This is a genomic window from Nitrincola sp. (assembly GCF_048264025.1).
Taxonomy (GTDB): domain Bacteria; phylum Pseudomonadota; class Gammaproteobacteria; order Pseudomonadales; family Balneatricaceae; genus Nitrincola.
Genome location: NZ_JBLXDN010000007.1, coordinates 32,464 through 49,074 on the forward strand (window position 1 = coordinate 32,464; position 16,611 = coordinate 49,074).

The window sequence follows — 16,611 nt, forward strand, 5'->3', positions numbered from 1 at the left end:
ATTTTTAACAGCTGGCATTTTGATGGAATTAGTCAGTAAAATCATGCTCTATTTTTCAACAACATATTTAACACTAAAATCCACACAGGGATCCCCTCATGAAAAAAGTGAGTATTTTTGTCATACTTTTAACACTTTTGCTGCCTATACAGGCCGTTGCACAAGAACCTTCCGTACAGATTCGCATGATTACCAGCCAGGGTAATATTGAACTGGCACTGGATCCGGTTAACGCCCCTGTCACTGTGGAAAACTTTCTGGCTTATGTGGACAGTGGGTTCTACGAAGGACTGACATTCCACCGGGTCATTCCTAACTTTATGATTCAGGGTGGTGGCTTAGATGTAGAGCTTAAAAAGCAGGATACACGATCCGCTATTATCAATGAATCAGCCAATGGTTTAAGTAACCGCCGCGGCACCATTGCTATGGCCCGTACCAATGACCCTGACAGTGCTACATCGCAGTTTTTTATTAATGTTGCCAACAACGAAAACCTGGATGGTCACCCGTTGCGAGCAGGCTATACCGTGTTCGGCGAAGTCACAGCGGGTCTGGATGTAGTATTCGGTATTGCTCGGGTTCCAACCCGGTCACGCGGTGGACTTCAGAATGTACCTATCACACCGGTGATCATCGAAAAAGTGGAACGTATCCTACCCACTGAATAAGCGTTAAGGGCTAACGTCGGATTGCGACATAGACACTTTCAAGCTGCAGTGCCAGTTCGATTCCTTGAAAAATCTGAATGGATAGGGGCAGGCTGGCTTTACCCCGACTTTGCAGGCGTTCACGAAAGCGCTCACACAGTGACGTGTCTGGCAAACTCACCTGCGCGGTAAAGTCGGCGGTAACCGGTAGCAGATAACGCACATGGCTTTCAGCCGCAACTACATTAACATCCTCACCCTGATCACGGGCATAGAGTGTGGTCAGACTCCAGCCAGCCAGGGTGGCCAGGGCTGTCAGCGAACCCGCAAAACCGGTACCCTTGTCATTCACATTTGCCGCTAACGGGGCACTGAGTTGCAGTTGTTGGCCATCATACTCACAGGTCGAAATCGCCATCGCACGCGTCAGGGGAATGGATTGCTGCAGCTCGTGCAAAAAGGCGGTCTGTTTCATCCAAGACCCCATTTCTGTACAAACTCACCGGGCTGTGGGCAGGGAACGACACGGTGCTTACGCGCCTTGCCAAGATAAATGAAACCGACTATCTGTTCATCGGCTTCCAGACCAAGGCGTGCCATCACCTGCGAATTAAAGGCCATGGCGCCACTGCGCCAGATAGCATCAACACCCTGTGCAAAGGCGGCCAGCAGTATGCCATGTGCCGCACAACCGGCAGCCAATTGCTGCTCTATAGCCGGCACTTTGGGATGAGGTTGCAAGGCCGCGATCACCACAATAATCAACGGTGCTCGCAAAGGCGCATTGAGTAACTTCTGGATCTCCTGCTCACTCATATCCGCCTGCGTTGCACGCGCGGCATCGACAAAAACCCGTCCCAATTTTTCTCGGCCCTCCCCTTCTATCTGCAGAAAACGGTAAGGTCGTAAACCCCCATGATCCGGAGCCCGCAGTGCAGCCCGATAGATCAGATCCAACTGTTCAGCCGTAGGAGCAGGTTCTTCTAAAACCGGTGATGAAACGCGTGTTAACAACAGATCTAGGGCGTTCATGGAGTATCCTGTGGTTTATTGGCGTGATAGTCGTGGATTGCCCGGCTCACCCGCCAGACTGGAGCGATAGGGATTGATATCCAAGCCACCGCGGCGCAGATAACGGGCATAGACTGTCAGCTTCTGAGGTTTGCACGCATGCCAGATGTCCATAAAGATATTTTCGACACACTGTTCGTGAAAATCGCCCTTTTCGCGGTAAGAGATCAGATAAGCCAGCAGCCCGCTATGGTCTATCGCAGGCCCTTTATAGCGTATCTGGATACTGGCCCAATCCGGTTGCCCGGTTACTGGACAGTTGGATTTGAGCAGATGGCTAACCAGACTCTCTTCTACCACCCGCGTTGTCGTTTTCAGGCATTCCGGTGCCGGATTGTAATGACTAACCGTCAGCGGCAGTTCATCCAGGCACTCGCCCTGCAGGCGTTCGATCGGCGCGGCATCATTCACTTTGATCAGCCGCACCTGCACCTTGCCGCCCGCCGCCGCGCTCAGATCTTGCTGCAGGCGTGCCACCACCTCAGATTCTGACTGAAAGCGGGTCAGGTTGAAGGAGTTAAGGTAAAGCTTGAATGACTTGGATTCGATGATGTGGCTGGAGCTAGCCGGAATACGAAATTCACCGATACGCACCAGGGGTTTGCCCTGCTGATTCAGCCAGGAAATCTCATAGGCATTCCACAGATCAACCCCTTTGAATGGCAGACTATCACGCCCAATACCACGGGCCTGCCAATTCAGATCACGGGCGATGGGATAGAGCAATGACGCGTCATACTGGTTGATATAACCAGTTTCCTGCCCCAGGGGTGAATGCATTACCACATCATCTTCGGTCATTAACTGCGAATTCCTTTACCGGTATTAAGCAGATGCATAGAGTAAGCACCCAGTACAACAATGAAGCCTGTAATCATAGCAAAGGCAAACACAATATTGATATCACTGACCCCCAGAATACCGTAACGAAAGCTGTTTACCATATACAAAATCGGATTCAACTGAGACACGCCCTGCCAGAAATCCGGCAGCAGAGAGATGGAATAGAATACCCCACCCAGGTAAGTCAGTGGCGTTAAAATAAAGGTCGGCACGATGGATATATCATCAAAACTATTGGCATACACTGCATTGATAAAGCCACCCAAGGAAAACACAATCGCGGTCAGTATCACGGTACTCAGCGTGATCCAGAAGTGACTGATATGCAACTGGGTAAAGAACAGCGACAAAATCGTCACAATAATCCCGACTCCCAAGCCTCGTGCAGCGCCCCCGGTGACATAGCCGGCCAGAATCACCCAGTTGGGTACCGGAGCTACCAGCAGCTCTTCTATATTGCGTTGAAACTTGGTACCAAAGAACGATGACACCACATTGCTGTATGAATTGGTAATCACTGACATCATGATCAATCCAGGCGCAATGTACTCCATGTAGCCAAAGCCGCCCATTTCACCAATACGTGACCCGATCAGGTTACCGAAAATAATGAAATAGAGGGTCATGGTAATCGCTGGTGGTAGCAGAGTTTGTACCCAGATACGGGTAAAACGGCGTATTTCTTTTACCAGCAATGTCCAGAAAGCGATAAAGAGTAACTGCGCGTTCATACAGCCGCTCCCTTGCTTAGAGTTTTTTCCACCAGTGACACAAATAATTCCTCAAGGCGGTTAGATTTATTACGCATACTCAGCACGGTGATTCCCTGTTCGGATAGCTGTGTAAATAGCTGATTGACCCCCATGTCCTTTTGTATATTCACTTCCAGGGTATGGGCATCGATCTGGCGGAGGGTGTAACCCGATAGTGTTGGTGTTTCCACTAAATCAGCGGCCAGATCGAGGATAAAGGCTTCAGTATTCAGTGTCTGCAGCAGTCTTTTCATACTGGTATTTTCGACAATACGGCCCTGATCGATTATGGCAATGTTACGACACAAAGACTCCGCTTCTTCCAAATAATGGGTAGTCAAAATAATCGTTGTACCACGCGCATTGATCTCTTGCAGAAAGCTCCACATGGAGCGACGTAGTTCGATATCGACACCGGCTGTAGGCTCATCGAGAATCAGTAGTCTGGGCTCATGCACCAGTGCTCTGGCAATCATCAAACGGCGTTTCATGCCACCCGATAACATACGCGCAGGCTCATTACGTTTTTCCCACAGCCCCAGCTTCTTTAAATAAAATTCGGAGCGCTCCAAAGCCTGTTTACGACTGATACCGTAATAACCTGCCTGAGTGACGACTATGTCCTGCACCCGCTCAAAGGTATTAAAATTAAACTCCTGCGGCACCACACCCAGTTGCATCTTAGCCTGGGTTTTCTCTGTATCCAGATCATACCCGAAGATCTTAACCTCACCGGCGGTTTTATTCACCAGCGATGAGACAATCCCCAGCGTGGTGGACTTGCCTGCACCATTCGGGCCCAGTAACGCAAAGAAGTCGCCCTCTTTTACCTCAAGCGAGATACCTTTGAGAGCTTCAAAGCCGTTGTTGTAGGTTTTCTGCAGTGAATGAATTGCCAGTGCGATAGCCATAGATAGTCCTTGTGAGTGACCGAACCCTCTATATGTGGATCAAAGTCATAATTTCAACCGGAACGCCTGGATCAGAACCCCAGTAATCGCCGACGTAATGGACGTATGACCAGTATCAACAACACTCCCAGCGCAGAAATTTCCAGCCATTCTGGCAGCAACTCCTGAACCTGACTAGCCTGTGTCACTGGGTTCAGCATCAACCCTTGCAACGTCTGATCCAGTAACCAGCCCAATAGGGTCGTCACCACTAGAATGCTGCTTAGGTACACTAGCAGCGCCTGGTTACCAAACTCACGTCTCAGCACCCCCAGCGTGGCCAGACTGGTGATAGGGCCTGCCAGTAGAAATACCAATGCCATCCCGGGCGTGATACCGGAGAGCAATAAACCCGCTGCGACCGGTGTGGCCGCTGTAGCGCAGATATACAGGGGGATTCCTATAATCGCCATCACAAACAGCGACAATAGACCACCCGACATGCCGCTGAGAGTCTCCGGAGGCACCAGCGTTACCAGCACGCCAGCCAACAATAAACCGGCAATTAACCAGGTACTGATATCATCAAGCAGATCACCAAATGCATAGATCAAACCGCCCGCCAGACGCCCCCTGACCCGATCATGTGATGAAGACGCATGATCGTGGCCCCTCCCAGTTGCCGTGCTACAACCACTGTCGCAACAGCCGGACGTTGTTTTTACTACGGGCAATTTTACCGGTGCACTCGTTGCGGTCAGAGACACCATCAACCCGGTTGCAATAGCCGTTACCACCGCTCCCAGTACTCGCATAAACGCCATCAACGGCCCCAATAAAACGCTGGTCAACAGTATAGAGTCTACGCCGACTCCGGGCGTTCCGATCAAAAATGCCGTAGTGGGTCCACGACCTGCTCCCCCACGATGCAAAGCCAAAGCCGTCGGTATTGCACCACAGGAGCACAAAGGCAAGGGTACGCCGATGACAGCAGCCCTGGCTATGCTACCGAAGCCTCGCCCACCCATCCACCGCTGCAGCAGCTGCTCCGGCATATAGGCCTTAATCAGCCCCGCAATCAACAACCCCATCAGCAACCAGGGTGCAGCACTCAGGGCCACACTGAAAAACTCGGCTATCCTAGTCATTATCCTCACCTGCGACACTTGTGTAATTAGACAATATTAACTAGCCTAAACCCTGTAATCGTTACAGGGTCAAGGAAATGTCAGAAAAATATCGCATTGGTCGGATTGCGGCCCTTACAGGCTGTTCAGCAGAAACAATTCGTCATTATGAAAAACTGGGATTGCTGCAAAAACCAGCACGAAGCGCTCAGGGGTATCGCTATTATGATCATCACGCATTGCAACGAATAGGTTTTATTCGCCATGGCCGCTCACTGGGCCTGGATCTGCATAGCATTCAGGAATTGCTGGATCTGGCGGACAACCCGGATGCAGACTGCAGCGCCGCTGATGCCATTGCCACTCACCATCTGCTGCAGCTGGAAAAACGGATTACATCCCTGCAAGCACTTGCGGATGAATTACGTCAGGTGGTCAGGCAATGCCGTGGGGGAACGACTTCCGAATGCCGAATCATTCAAACCCTGTTTGAACAACAGCATGAACAAGCCAATACAGGCCGTACAGAAAAAACTGATTTTCGGGCAGGAAGCGCCCATTGATTAGAACTGATAACAAAGGAAAGGAAAAGCGTGTAAATGGCGTCCCATAGGGGGTTCGAACCCCTGTTACCGCCGTGAAAGGGCGGTGTCCTAGGCCACTAGACGAATGGGACGTAATACACTTGCAAACAGCAATTTGGAGCGGGAAACGAGACTCGAACTCGCGACCCCGACCTTGGCAAGGTCGTGCTCTACCAACTGAGCTATTCCCGCTTTACTTCTTCTCAGGCCTACTGAGTAGAAATGGCGTCCCATAGGGGGTTCGAACCCCTGTTACCGCCGTGAAAGGGCGGTGTCCTAGGCCACTAGACGAATGGGACGTAGTACACTTTCAAACATCAACTTGGAGCGGGAAACGAGACTCGAACTCGCGACCCCAACCTTGGCAAGGTTGTGCTCTACCAACTGAGCTATTCCCGCTTTGCTTCTTCTCAGGCCTACTGAGTAGAAATGGCGTCCCATAGGGGGTTCGAACCCCTGTTACCGCCGTGAAAGGGCGGTGTCCTAGGCCACTAGACGAATGGGAAATGGCGTCCCATAGGGGGTTCGAACCCCTGTTACCGCCGTGAAAGGGCGGTGTCCTAGGCCACTAGACGAATGGGACGTAAACTTGCACTTTTTCATACACTCTTCGAAACAGGCCATGCTCCGGAAGAGGCGCAAATAATACGTAGACAGATAATGCTCGTCAACACCTGAGTTTAAAAAAATTCAAAAACTACGCATTCTTTCGCTTTCTGCCACGTTGATTTGGCCAAATGCAATGCGGGAAGCGCCAGACTAGGTTAGTATTAATGCGTCCACCTCGAGTAACCGAAGTACATTATGACGCCAACAGAAACTGCTGCGATTATCCTGACTGGAGTCTTCTTCATGGCTATGGTGGCTATTGCCATACAAACTGCCGAAAACCAGCGCCGTGAAAGACAAATGCAACTACTTGCCGTACGCAACCAGATTCGCGGTACAGAGCACCTGCTGGATAATATGCCAGCCGAATTCCAGACAGCGGAACTCAGAAAGCTATTAATTGGCTATCTGCGCAGCCTCTGGCACAGTGCCAGCAAACTGGATCGCTCCACTGGACACCAGCAAGCACTGCAAAAACTGGATGAACGCGATAAAGAGCCTTTCAGCCCACCAGCCTTTCCGCAAGATCAGATTACTCTGTTTCACGACCGCAATACGGCACAGCGTAACCGTTCACTGATACGTGAAACAGCCCAACTGATTAACAATCTGAAACAGCAAAGCGCCATCAACACTCAGACTTGCCAGCAACAGTTATTACAGCTTAAAAATGCTTATGTACGCTGTAATTGTGATCTGCTGTTGCAAGATGCCCAACAGGCGTTGAATGATCAGGGCGCACAAGTTGCTGTGCATAAATTTCGCAGCGCACTGATGCAACTTCAGCGCTTGAATAACAAGCATCAGCTAGACTCGCAGGTGTTTAATCTGAGCCAGCTAGTGGAGCAACTCAATGAGCAGCTCCACGAACTACACAATAAAAAACCCCTGCCTGAAAACCCTGAAACGACCTCTCCACACAACTGAGAAATCAGCCGGTCAATACGCCATCTCGATAGTCATTCAACGCCTGCTCTATCTGCTCCATGCTGTTCATTACAAAGGGCCCGTACTGCACGATAGGTTCGTTCAACGATTTAGCCGCTATCAGCAACAATCTAGCCGGCTGTCCGTTGGTTTTCAGCTCAAGCTGATCCCCTTCAGCCAACTCAATAGCAGCCTCTGGCAACAACGCCTCATTATTTAACTGCACCTCACCCTCAAACAAATAGACAAAACCACTCAGCTCAGCATCTACCGGCAAGGTTAAATGGCTATGAGGCTTCATACTGATGTCGATAAACACCGGTCGAGTCACTATTCCCTGCACCGGACCCGTATAAACCTGCCCTTCTATCTCCAACTCACCGGCCACCAGACGCAATGTGGCCTGATCAGTCTGAATGACCGGAACCTGTTCAGGCTCAATATTTTGATAGGACGCTGACTTCATTTTCTCCGCAGCCGGCAGGTTGATCCACAGCTGAAACCCACGCATCAGCCCTGACTCCTGCTGTGGACGCTCCTCATGAATAACCCCACGACCAGCGGTCATCCACTGCACCCCACCGCTGCTCAGCAAGCCTTCATTACCCATGTGATCACGGTGCAACATACGGCCGTTCAACATGTAAGTGACGGTTTCAAAGCCACGGTGTGGATGGGGTGGAAATCCGGCAATATAATCATCAGGATTATCCGATGAGAACATATCCAGCATTAGAAATGGATCTATGCGCAGATTCTGCCGATGCCCGATACTGCGCTTAAGCTTAACGCCTGCACCGTCCTGACTATCTACTGATTTGATAATACGTTTGATTTTTCGGGCTTGCATAGCTCACCTCCCGCTTTAACTTAGTGTTAAAGCATCCAGTTCAGCACGTGCCTGCTCAATCACACCCTCAGCACCTGCCATATTCAGGCCTTCAGCATAGACCACTTCAACCTGATTCAAACCAACAAAACCAAGAATCAGTTTTATCCAGGGTACTTGAAAATCCAGCCCCGCATCACGGTACTGACCACCGCGTGTTGCCAATACATATACCGGGCGATCCTGCAGCAAACCTACAGGCCCCTGCTCTGTATAACGGAAGGTCACCCCATTTTTGGCGATCTGATCAAACCAGGCTTTCAGTTGTGAAGGGACAGCGAAGTTGTACATAGGTGCCGCCAGCACCAGCACATCAGCCTCTTTGACTTCAGCAATTAGCTGATCTGACAGTGCGGCTATGGCCTGTTGCTCTGGGCTACGCTGTTCTGCTTCAGCAGACAAGGCCGCAATCGTTTGCATATCAAAATGGGCGATAGGTTCAGCAACCAGGTCGCGCACCACGACACGCCCGTCTGGGTTTTGCTGCAGCCAACGCTTAATCAGACGATCAGCCAACTGAGCTGACTTGCCATCATCACCAAATACACTGCTTTTAACATGAAGTAAGGTTTTCATTGCACATCTCCTAAGATTTGATTTGATGAAGTCATTATGAGGTTTGATTTATAGATAATAAACAGCAATAATTCGCTTAATTTCATCTACTAATTAGATATATTATCGATGCAAGTCACTCTTGAGCAATGGCATACTTTTATCACCGTAGTTGACTCACAAGGCTACGCCCAGGCGGCCGAGACACTGCGCAAAAGTCAGTCTTCTGTCAGCTATGCCATCAACCGACTGGAGCAAAGCCTGGGCGTTGCAGTTTTTCGTATTGAAGGACGGCGTGCTCAACTGACTGAAGCGGGCGAAGCTTTGTTACGGCATGCGAGGGATCTCACCGAACATGCTCACAGAGTGGAGACCTTGGCCAAGCATTTTGCACAGGGCTGGGAAGCGGAAATCCATCTGACTATAGATACCATCTTTCCTGAAGATCTTATTCTGCAGGCACTGAACCGTTTTGCTGAAGAACAACCCCAAACACGCATCCTGCTGGCCGAAAGTACCCTGAGTGGTACAGATGAAGCCTTGTTACGCCGAGAGGCTGATCTGGTTATCGGTCACCGTGTACCGCCTGGTTTTATCGGGCAGGCATTAATGAATATTGAATTTATTGCCGTTGCGCACCCCCTACACCCACTACACCAGCTGCCAGCACCGCTGACTATCGAGAATCTTCGTCATCACAGGCAACTGGTGGTACGGGACTCCGGCAGTCGAAAACTGGATGCCGGCTGGTTAGGTGCTGAGCAGCGCTGGACCTTCAGCAACGGCAGTACATCAATCAAAAGTGTCTGTGCCGGCATGGGGTTTGCGTGGTATCCACGGCTAAAAATTCAACAATACCTGGACAAGGGGGAGTTAAAACCCCTACCCCTGGAAACGGGTGCCAGTCGCTTCGTACCTCTCTATCTGGTGATGAGCGAAGGTGAATTTGCCGGGCCAGGAACTCGACGCCTGGCTGCACTAATACAAGAGCTCGTCATCTAAGCTATCCTTTACTACGTATAAACGATTAAACACCTTCCACGAGGCTTTAAGGTATGTCACGTTTTATGGGATTACTCATCATGATCAGTTGCTTCTTTTCAGCACAAAGCCACGCCGAGGCCGATATCGATCAACTACTTGACCACCAACTCAGGCGTTTGCATGCTAATGAGACCGTGGATCTGAAAGTGGCGTACCAGGGCAAGCCTATGCTATTCGTCAATACCGCCAGCCACTGTGGGTTTACCGGTCAATTTGAGGGCCTGGAAGCCTTACATCAACGTTATAAAGATAGAGGTTTGATCGTAGCTGGATTCCCGTCCAACAGCTTTCGTCAAGAGGCCAATGATGAATCCGAAACGGCCAAAGTCTGCTTTTTCAACTTTGGTGTCAGTTTTGATATGTATGCCCCAGTCAGCGTAGTTGGCAGTGATGCCCACCCAATTTTTGCTGAACTGGCTCGCCAGTCAAGAGCGCCTCGCTGGAATTTTTACAAGTATCTGATTGACCAGAATGGTCGTGTTGTAGAGGTGTTTTCGAGCACAACCAGCCCGGATTCCAGGCGGATTGAGCAGGCTATAGAAGCCCTGCTCGGCAGCTGAACGACAGGTATTGCCGTTCGAGCTGAGGGGTAGATCAATGCTTGTTTAGACGACCCAGCAGACTGTCCAGCAAGCTTTTCATTTTGTCACAAGCACCGGCTAGTGCCTTATGGGTCGTGTCGGCATGCTCGGTTACAGCCTGAGGCTGCAAACCAGCCAAACGCACTTCCAGTACGCAACGCTTGTCGTGATCACCGGGCTTGTGAGCATTCTCATCATGCAGATGCACTTCAACACGGGTAATTTTTTCGCCGAAGCGGCCCAGTGCTTTTTCAACAACGGATTCAACATGGCTTATCAGCGCATCATCATTTTCAATGCTGCTGTCGGTATTAACCTGAATAATCATTCACTTCTCCATCGGATACGGGTAATAGCCACTGATTTCACGATTCAGCAGAACTTGAAACATCTGGAACCACAACGGAATATCAGCGTCGGCTGAATTTTAACCTTTAGCTCGCTCCAGCGCCATAAACCCGTAATGTCCTGAGTGAATCAATTTTATCTAGGATCAAATTGGCGTAATATTAGCGCCTTTCCACAGAACCTTATGTCAATCGGAGCTTTATATGTTTAGATGGTCAATAGCGCTTGTCGGCTCCGCCCTACTACTGGGTGGCTGTGCTCCAGGACACCTGTATATAGAAGAAGGTGTCGTCGAATCCATAGATCAACGACTGGAAGTACAGGATGATCAGATCAACCGGTTGACCGGTACACAGTTGCAGGTCATTGAACAACTGGCCGTCACACAAGAAACGGTAATCAGTCGTCTCCAGGCGACTATTGCTGAGCAGGTTAAACCACCCGAATGCAAACCAGTACCCCGATTAGTCTGCCCTCAAGCGGAGAACAACGGCAGCGTAATGCTGGGTGGAATGGAAAAGCAGCTAGTGGGCGAAACAGAAAAAGTGCATATTTCACCGATGGACCTGGTATTCAATGCTCGCATTGATACTGGAGCAACCACCTCATCACTGGATGCTCGCAACATTCAGCAGTTCGAGCGTGATGGCCGTCGCTGGGTTCGATTTGATACACAACATCCTGAGACTGGTGAAGAAATATCTTTTGAGCGCCCGGTTGTCAGACGTGTCAGAATCAGCCAATCTATTAGTGATGAGTATGAGCGCCGCCCCGTAGTCGAACTGCATTTTACCCTAGGCAGCATTAGCCATACGGCGGAGTTTACGCTGAGTGACCGCAGTCACCTGGATTTTCCGTTGCTAATTGGCCGCAACATTTTGCTGGACCAGATGGTGGTTGATGTCAGCAGACAGTACATTGCACCTATCGATTTTTTGTTTCAGCCGGATTAACCGACTGAAACCCTGTTTGAGGACACAGCCGAATGGTATCCAGAGTACCGTTTTACTCCACTATCGCCATCCTGATACTTACCGGACTCAGCATTGCTGTTATGCGACATATGCAGCTGGGTATTCCTTTTTGGCCGGGTGAGCAGAAACAGGCCTGGTTGATTGAAGCCCGTATCGACTTTCAAGGCTACAATGAACCGATACTGGCCAGCATGATGCTGCCGGACAACCCTCCGGGCTTCACCCTGATCAATGAGGTTGCCGCCTCATCAGGCTACGGCTTTGCTATCATCGAACATGATGGTCAGCGCCGAGGAGAATGGTCCAAGAGCAGCGCGGCCGGTCTACAAACTCTCTATTACAAAGCACAATTGATTCCAGATCCTGACAGAGTTGATATGACTGAGTCACCTCGACCACTGGCAAGGCAGGTGCTTTGGAGTGATGCTGAAGCGACAGCGGCCAGCGATATTATTGACCAGGCCCGAAGCAAGTCGAGCACAGCCGAAAGTTTGACCCGTGAACTGTTGCGCCTGTTACGTAACCCTGAACCTGGACAAAATACGGCACTGTTACTGACTAACCACTCAACAGCCGAAGCGCTGGACAAACTACTCAATCAAGCGGGTGTTCCAACACGGCTGTCTGTCGGTTTGTATCTTGAAGATGCACGTAGACGTCAAGGTTTAACGCCGATGATTGAGATTTTCACCGAAGGTCGCTGGTTGGTGTTTGATCCACAAACTGGATACCAGGGGCTACCGGAAAACCTGCTGTTATGGCAGCGAGGAGGTGACTCTTTGTTGGATGTTGTTGGCGGTCAGAACTCACGTGTTAGCTTTTCAATGATAGAGCAGACGCTACCATCATTAGAACTGGCGCAGTCGCAATTTGCAGGCCAGGGACTAGCCTGGTTGGGCGTACACAGCCTGCCAATTGAAGAACAAAGCATGTTCAAACTGCTGTTTCTGTTGCCACTGGGTGCCATGGTGGTGGTATTCATGCGCATTATCATCGGATTAAAAACCTCCGGCACGTTTATGCCAATTCTGATCGCACTGGCTTTTCTGCAAACCTCACTGGGCCTTGGGTTAATCAGTTTTATCAGTATTGTCGCTATGGGGCTGGTCATCCGCACCTGGTTGTCACGCCTTAATCTGCTGCTGGTGTCGCGTATCGCTACCCTGGTGGTGCTGGTGGTATTTCTGGTTTCCCTGCTCAGCCTGGTAGGCTATCAGCTAGGTTTCAGTACCGGCATGACCATTACCTTCTTCCCGATGATCATCATCGCCTGGACGATTGAGCGCATGTCCATTTTGTGGGAGGAGGAAGGTCCGAAACAAGTTATTGTTCAGGGTGGGGGTAGCCTCCTGGTAGCCGTGTTCGCCTACCTGGTCATGCAACTCCCCTTGTTCGGTCACCTGACCTTTAACTTCCCGGAGCTGAACCTGGTCATCTTGGCAATTATCATGCTGATGGGACAATACACAGGTTATAAACTTTCCGAGCTACGCCGTTTTCGTGCCATGCTGGAGCAACAATAATGCGCTGGGCCAGCCCTTTTCGCTTACACAAATTTGGCATACTGGGGATGAACTGCCGTAATGTCGACTTTATTGGACGTTATAATCTGCGACGCTTTTATCCACTCGTCGACGACAAACTCAAAACCAAACTTTTAGCTGAAGAGTACGGCGTGGCAACACCCGCTTTGATATCAGTGGTCAGAACCCAACATGAAATCAGTCACGTCGAAGAGCGGCTGATGCAGCTACAAAGCTTTGCCATCAAGCCATCCAGAGGTTCCGGTGGTAAAGGCATACTGGTTATTATCGGCCGCCGAGGTGATCTGTTCGTTAAATCATCCGGTGCTGAAATCAGCCTGGAAGCAATCAAACGCCATCTGACCAACACCCTGGCGGGCCTCTACTCATTGCGGGGAAACCCGGATGTGGCCATTATCGAAGATCTGATTGAATTTGATGACACCTTTGAAGGCTACTCTTACGAGGGTGTACCGGACATACGTATTATTGTCTTTCGTGGCTATCCGGTCATGGCCATGTTACGCCTGGCAACTCATGCTTCTGACGGCAAAGCCAACCTGCACCAGGGTGCCGTTGGTGTCGGCCTGGACATTGCCACAGGACGCAGTCTGAAAGCTGTGCAGTTTGCTGTTCCAATTGAACATCACCCTGATACCGGTAAGCACCTGATCGATATGGTCATCCCTGACTGGGAAGCCATGCTACTGCTAGCATCACGCTGTTATGAAATGAGCAATCTCGGCTATATCGGCACAGATATCGTATTGGATAAATCACGCGGCGCGCAATTACTGGAACTCAATGCCAGACCAGGACTGTCTATTCAGGTTGCCAATGGGCGGGGACTATTACCCCGATTACGGCACATAGAGAAAATCCACAAGCCCCACAAAACGGCCGAAGGGCGAGTGAACTATGTGATGCAAACCTTTTCAGCTCAAGGGCTCTGATAGCTTGCCCTGTTGATAGGACATGCCCGGATTGACCAGAAAACGTCCCTTCATCGCCTCACGGCCTAACAACATACGAAACAACATATTGTCACGGCTGGTTAACGACAGCGTGATAGGGAAGCGTTGATCTCCCAGCAGCATATCCGTGGTAATAAAATAACGCTCAGTGGTGTGACCACCTGAATCAGTCACTCGACGCACATCGGTAACAGGGGCTTCACACCAGACCTCTGTAACCTCATTATGCTGCAGCGGATGCAAGCCGAACCTTACCCAGCGCTGATCTCCCTTATAAAACTCTTCTACGGCGAATGCATGCAGTGCCGAACTCCTGGCACCCGTATCGACTTTACATTTAAGCGCAGAAATACCCAGTTGCGGCAAAGCGATCCACTCCCGCCAGCCCAGTACAGCCATATCAGTTTCTGTTGTTTTCGTCATGTTATTCAGTTCTTTACCTGTATGTTCAAAAAATTAAAAAAGATCAATTTCGCCTGCCACAGGCTGTGTTTCAATTTCATGCATATAGGCTTTTTCACGATCAATGATCGTAGTGTTATGCAGCGAGTGAATTTTCTTCAGCATGACTTTTCCGCTTTGTGGAAAGAAATACACTTTTCTTGGATAAATATCCAGCACATCCTTGCCTAGCACCGGGATTAACTCGTTACGAAGATGCTCCATAACAAATTTGACATTGCGTTGCCCTACATTGACGAAGTTCATGTGCTTCAATACCTGGCCACCACCAAACACCTTGGCTTCAAGTCGGCTACGACAGGCTCCCAATTTCAGCAGGTGGTTAACCAGTAGCTCCATGGCATAGAGTCCATAGCGTCCAGATGCGGCAATCGGGCTATTGAGTTCAGCGCTGGAGTCACGCGGCAACATGAAGTGGTTCAGTCCACCGATGCCGCTTAGACGATCACGCAAGCAGACAGACACGCAAGAGCCCAATACGGTTACAATCATCGTATTCTCATGTGTCGCAAAGTACTGTCCTGGGAGCACTTTGACAGCTTGGGTATCAAAATAGCGGTCATAATAGCAATTTGTAGCTAAGTTCTTATCATTCATCATGGAGCTTTATCCTGCGCTACTAACGCAATAGCGCGCACCAGAGTATCTGGTACTCAAAAAAGATCGATATCTCCACTTCTCATCGAGCTGGTAGATACAGGGTTGGACTTACGAGCCCGTCTGTCTTCACGGAACTGCTTGATACTGTCACGCAACGACTGCTCATCTATATTTTTAGCTTCATTTTTCAGCACGCTTGCCAGTACCAATAGATGACGTTGCTCATCTATGGTGTGCTGTATGGTCTGACTGCTCATATCCTGAAACTGCATGGCACGCATTGCATCAAACAATGCCGTCATCAACTCCTTGGAAATGGATTCCATTCCCTGAGTAATCTGCTGATCTTTTTCAGTTTTAGACATTAAATTCTCGATTGTTCTTTGTACTTCCTTTTTAGCTTCCATAATAAAGGACATATCCTGAGAGGCGATGCGACTGACGTCTTTAACCAGTGCCGAAATCTGAGCATTCATCTCATTCAAATTATTCTGAATGGTTTTACTGAAACTGGCTGAACGACTGGAAAGTGCCCTGACCTCATCCGCCACCACAGAAAACCCGCGGCCACTATCACCGGCACGCGCGGCTTCAATTGCAGCATTCAAAGCCAATAGATTGGTTTGCTTGGAAATATTGTCGATATCATCCAGGGTTTTCATTAGCGTCGGCATTTGATCAGAAAGATGCGATACCCGCTCAAGCATTTCCATGGAATCAGTGCTCATTCTTACCGTGGTTTCGACAAAGCTGTTCATCGTTTCCAGGGTGTTATGCGCAAAGCCACCCATCTGACCAGACACTGGCTTACCCTGCTTTTTATCAGTATCGCCATACAACAGCATGGCCACATCAGCCTGCTGCCGCTCTATCTGTTCCTTGAGTTGCGCGAATGACTGAGACAAGGTGTTCATGGCATCATTTTGCATCTTCTGCAAAGCATCCATGTCATTCACACTGCCGGAGACAACCAGTTCAATGCAGGCACCAATCTCTTGCATCTCGTCAACAATATCATCATTACCACTTGTCGCCACAGGTTGATTCACCGGTTTCAGATTGCTATCCGACCCTTTCAATGTAACGGCCACACCCATGACAAGAGCCACCAGCACACCTAGTGCCGGATAAACCCAATGAGCCAATAGACTCCCCACTGCCAGCGCTGCCAGCCAAATAAATACGTTAAATCTAGTCATCGTGCTTTT

At 49.8% G+C, this 16,611-nt stretch carries 20 protein-coding genes and 5 tRNA genes; 8 read left to right on the top strand and 17 right to left on the bottom strand.

The genetic code is table 11. From position 1 onward, the window contains the following. The first annotated feature begins 98 nt into the window (after positions 1-98). The gene (locus ACN0R1_RS07135) at positions 99-671 is read left to right on the top strand and encodes a peptidylprolyl isomerase (protein ID WP_417581342.1); all 573 of its coding nucleotides are present in this window, start codon (positions 99-101) and stop codon (positions 669-671) included. Between the two features lie 10 nt (positions 672-681). Here the strand turns inward: ACN0R1_RS07135 and ACN0R1_RS07140 are convergent, their stop codons facing one another. From ACN0R1_RS07140 to ACN0R1_RS07165, 6 genes are all read right to left on the bottom strand, one after another. Further along, positions 682-1,125 carry a YiiD C-terminal domain-containing protein gene (locus ACN0R1_RS07140; RefSeq protein WP_417581344.1) on the bottom strand — a complete coding sequence of 148 codons (444 nt, stop codon included), beginning with the start codon at positions 1,123-1,125 and terminating at the stop codon, positions 682-684. After that, on the bottom strand, positions 1,122-1,682 hold the full coding sequence (locus tag ACN0R1_RS07145; RefSeq protein ID WP_417581346.1) for a nitroreductase family protein: 561 nt from the start codon (positions 1,680-1,682) through the stop codon (positions 1,122-1,124). Before ACN0R1_RS07145 ends, ACN0R1_RS07140 begins: the two co-directional genes overlap by 4 nt. A 15-nt stretch (positions 1,683-1,697) precedes the next feature. After that, entirely contained in the window at positions 1,698-2,522 is an 825-nt protein-coding gene (gene queF, locus ACN0R1_RS07150; protein ID WP_417581348.1) for an NADPH-dependent 7-cyano-7-deazaguanine reductase QueF, read from the bottom strand. After that, a complete protein-coding gene (locus ACN0R1_RS07155) occupies positions 2,522-3,295 on the bottom strand; it encodes an ABC transporter permease (protein WP_417581350.1) in 774 nt (257 codons plus the stop codon). The genes queF and ACN0R1_RS07155 overlap by 1 nt, the downstream gene beginning before the upstream one ends. Then, positions 3,292-4,227: an ABC transporter ATP-binding protein gene (locus ACN0R1_RS07160; protein WP_417581352.1), complete on the bottom strand. Its 936-nt coding sequence runs from the start codon at positions 4,225-4,227 to the stop codon at positions 3,292-3,294. Before ACN0R1_RS07160 ends, ACN0R1_RS07155 begins: the two co-directional genes overlap by 4 nt. 71 nt (positions 4,228-4,298) lie before the next feature. Then, positions 4,299-5,354, bottom strand: coding sequence for an SO_0444 family Cu/Zn efflux transporter (locus tag ACN0R1_RS07165; protein ID WP_417581354.1), 1,056 nt, complete (start codon positions 5,352-5,354; stop codon positions 4,299-4,301). A gap of 77 nt (positions 5,355-5,431) precedes the next feature. Between ACN0R1_RS07165 and ACN0R1_RS07170 the strand changes: the two genes are divergently transcribed. Then, on the top strand, positions 5,432-5,896 hold the full coding sequence (locus ACN0R1_RS07170; RefSeq protein ID WP_417581356.1) for a MerR family transcriptional regulator: 465 nt from the start codon (positions 5,432-5,434) through the stop codon (positions 5,894-5,896). 37 nt (positions 5,897-5,933) lie between these two features. Here ACN0R1_RS07170 and ACN0R1_RS07175 read toward each other — a convergent pair. From ACN0R1_RS07175 to ACN0R1_RS07195, 5 genes are all read right to left on the bottom strand, one after another. Beyond that, positions 5,934-6,009, bottom strand: a tRNA-Glu gene (locus ACN0R1_RS07175). Positions 6,010-6,033: 24 nt separating this feature from the next. Then, positions 6,034-6,109 (bottom strand) — tRNA-Gly (locus ACN0R1_RS07180). Positions 6,110-6,140: 31 nt separating this feature from the next. Continuing rightward, positions 6,141-6,216, bottom strand: a tRNA-Glu gene (locus ACN0R1_RS07185). 24 nt (positions 6,217-6,240) lie between these two features. Further along, positions 6,241-6,316, bottom strand: a tRNA-Gly gene (locus ACN0R1_RS07190). A 108-nt stretch (positions 6,317-6,424) separates the two neighbouring features. After that, positions 6,425-6,500 (bottom strand) — tRNA-Glu (locus ACN0R1_RS07195). Between the two features lie 221 nt (positions 6,501-6,721). On the opposite strand from ACN0R1_RS07195, the gene ACN0R1_RS07200 reads away from it, so the two are divergent. Further along, the gene (locus tag ACN0R1_RS07200; RefSeq protein WP_417581358.1) at positions 6,722-7,453 is read left to right on the top strand and encodes a hypothetical protein; all 732 of its coding nucleotides are present in this window, start codon (positions 6,722-6,724) and stop codon (positions 7,451-7,453) included. A 4-nt stretch (positions 7,454-7,457) separates the two neighbouring features. Here ACN0R1_RS07200 and ACN0R1_RS07205 read toward each other — a convergent pair whose 3' ends face one another. Both ACN0R1_RS07205 and ACN0R1_RS07210 read right to left on the bottom strand, forming a co-directional pair. Continuing rightward, positions 7,458-8,303, bottom strand: a complete 846-nt coding sequence (locus tag ACN0R1_RS07205) for a pirin family protein (RefSeq protein WP_417581360.1) — start codon at positions 8,301-8,303, stop codon at positions 7,458-7,460. 15 nt (positions 8,304-8,318) lie between these two features. Then, a complete protein-coding gene (locus tag ACN0R1_RS07210; RefSeq protein ID WP_417581362.1) occupies positions 8,319-8,918 on the bottom strand; it encodes an FMN-dependent NADH-azoreductase in 600 nt (199 codons plus the stop codon). Positions 8,919-9,026: 108 nt separating this feature from the next. Between ACN0R1_RS07210 and ACN0R1_RS07215 the strand changes: the two genes are divergently transcribed. Both ACN0R1_RS07215 and ACN0R1_RS07220 read left to right on the top strand, forming a co-directional pair. Next, complete coding sequence (locus tag ACN0R1_RS07215; protein WP_417581364.1) at positions 9,027-9,899, top strand: LysR family transcriptional regulator; 873 nt, start codon at positions 9,027-9,029, stop codon at positions 9,897-9,899. Between the two features lie 53 nt (positions 9,900-9,952). Then, on the top strand, positions 9,953-10,501 hold the full coding sequence (locus ACN0R1_RS07220; RefSeq protein WP_417581366.1) for a glutathione peroxidase: 549 nt from the start codon (positions 9,953-9,955) through the stop codon (positions 10,499-10,501). A 34-nt stretch (positions 10,502-10,535) separates the two neighbouring features. Here the strand turns inward: ACN0R1_RS07220 and ACN0R1_RS07225 are convergent, their stop codons facing one another. Then, positions 10,536-10,850 carry an HPF/RaiA family ribosome-associated protein gene (locus ACN0R1_RS07225; protein ID WP_417581368.1) on the bottom strand — a complete coding sequence of 105 codons (315 nt, stop codon included), beginning with the start codon at positions 10,848-10,850 and terminating at the stop codon, positions 10,536-10,538. A 223-nt stretch (positions 10,851-11,073) separates the two neighbouring features. Here ACN0R1_RS07225 and ACN0R1_RS07230 point away from each other — a divergent pair, with 223 nt between their 5' ends. Genes ACN0R1_RS07230 through ACN0R1_RS07240 form a run of 3 tightly spaced genes read left to right on the top strand, consistent with a single transcriptional unit; the run spans position 11,074 to position 14,320 of the window. After that, positions 11,074-11,823 carry an ATP-dependent zinc protease gene (locus ACN0R1_RS07230; protein WP_417581370.1) on the top strand — a complete coding sequence of 250 codons (750 nt, stop codon included), beginning with the start codon at positions 11,074-11,076 and terminating at the stop codon, positions 11,821-11,823. Between the two features lie 32 nt (positions 11,824-11,855). Continuing rightward, on the top strand, positions 11,856-13,367 hold the full coding sequence (locus tag ACN0R1_RS07235) for an inactive transglutaminase family protein (RefSeq protein WP_417581372.1): 1,512 nt from the start codon (positions 11,856-11,858) through the stop codon (positions 13,365-13,367). Further along, positions 13,367-14,320: an alpha-L-glutamate ligase-like protein gene (locus ACN0R1_RS07240; RefSeq protein WP_417581374.1), complete on the top strand. Its 954-nt coding sequence runs from the start codon at positions 13,367-13,369 to the stop codon at positions 14,318-14,320. Before ACN0R1_RS07235 ends, ACN0R1_RS07240 begins: the two co-directional genes overlap by 1 nt. Here ACN0R1_RS07240 and ACN0R1_RS07245 read toward each other — a convergent pair. The 3 genes from ACN0R1_RS07245 to ACN0R1_RS07255 are packed head-to-tail and all read right to left on the bottom strand — an operon-like array spanning position 14,303 to position 16,602. Then, complete coding sequence (locus ACN0R1_RS07245) at positions 14,303-14,764, bottom strand: ATP-dependent zinc protease (RefSeq protein ID WP_417581376.1); 462 nt, start codon at positions 14,762-14,764, stop codon at positions 14,303-14,305. The genes ACN0R1_RS07240 and ACN0R1_RS07245 overlap by 18 nt on opposite strands. Before the next feature lie 33 nt (positions 14,765-14,797). Beyond that, on the bottom strand, positions 14,798-15,403 hold the full coding sequence (gene cheD / locus ACN0R1_RS07250; protein WP_417581378.1) for a chemoreceptor glutamine deamidase CheD: 606 nt from the start codon (positions 15,401-15,403) through the stop codon (positions 14,798-14,800). A 53-nt stretch (positions 15,404-15,456) separates the two neighbouring features. After that, the gene (locus ACN0R1_RS07255) at positions 15,457-16,602 is read right to left on the bottom strand and encodes a methyl-accepting chemotaxis protein (protein ID WP_417581380.1); all 1,146 of its coding nucleotides are present in this window, start codon (positions 16,600-16,602) and stop codon (positions 15,457-15,459) included. Between the last annotated feature and the right edge of the window lie 9 nt (positions 16,603-16,611).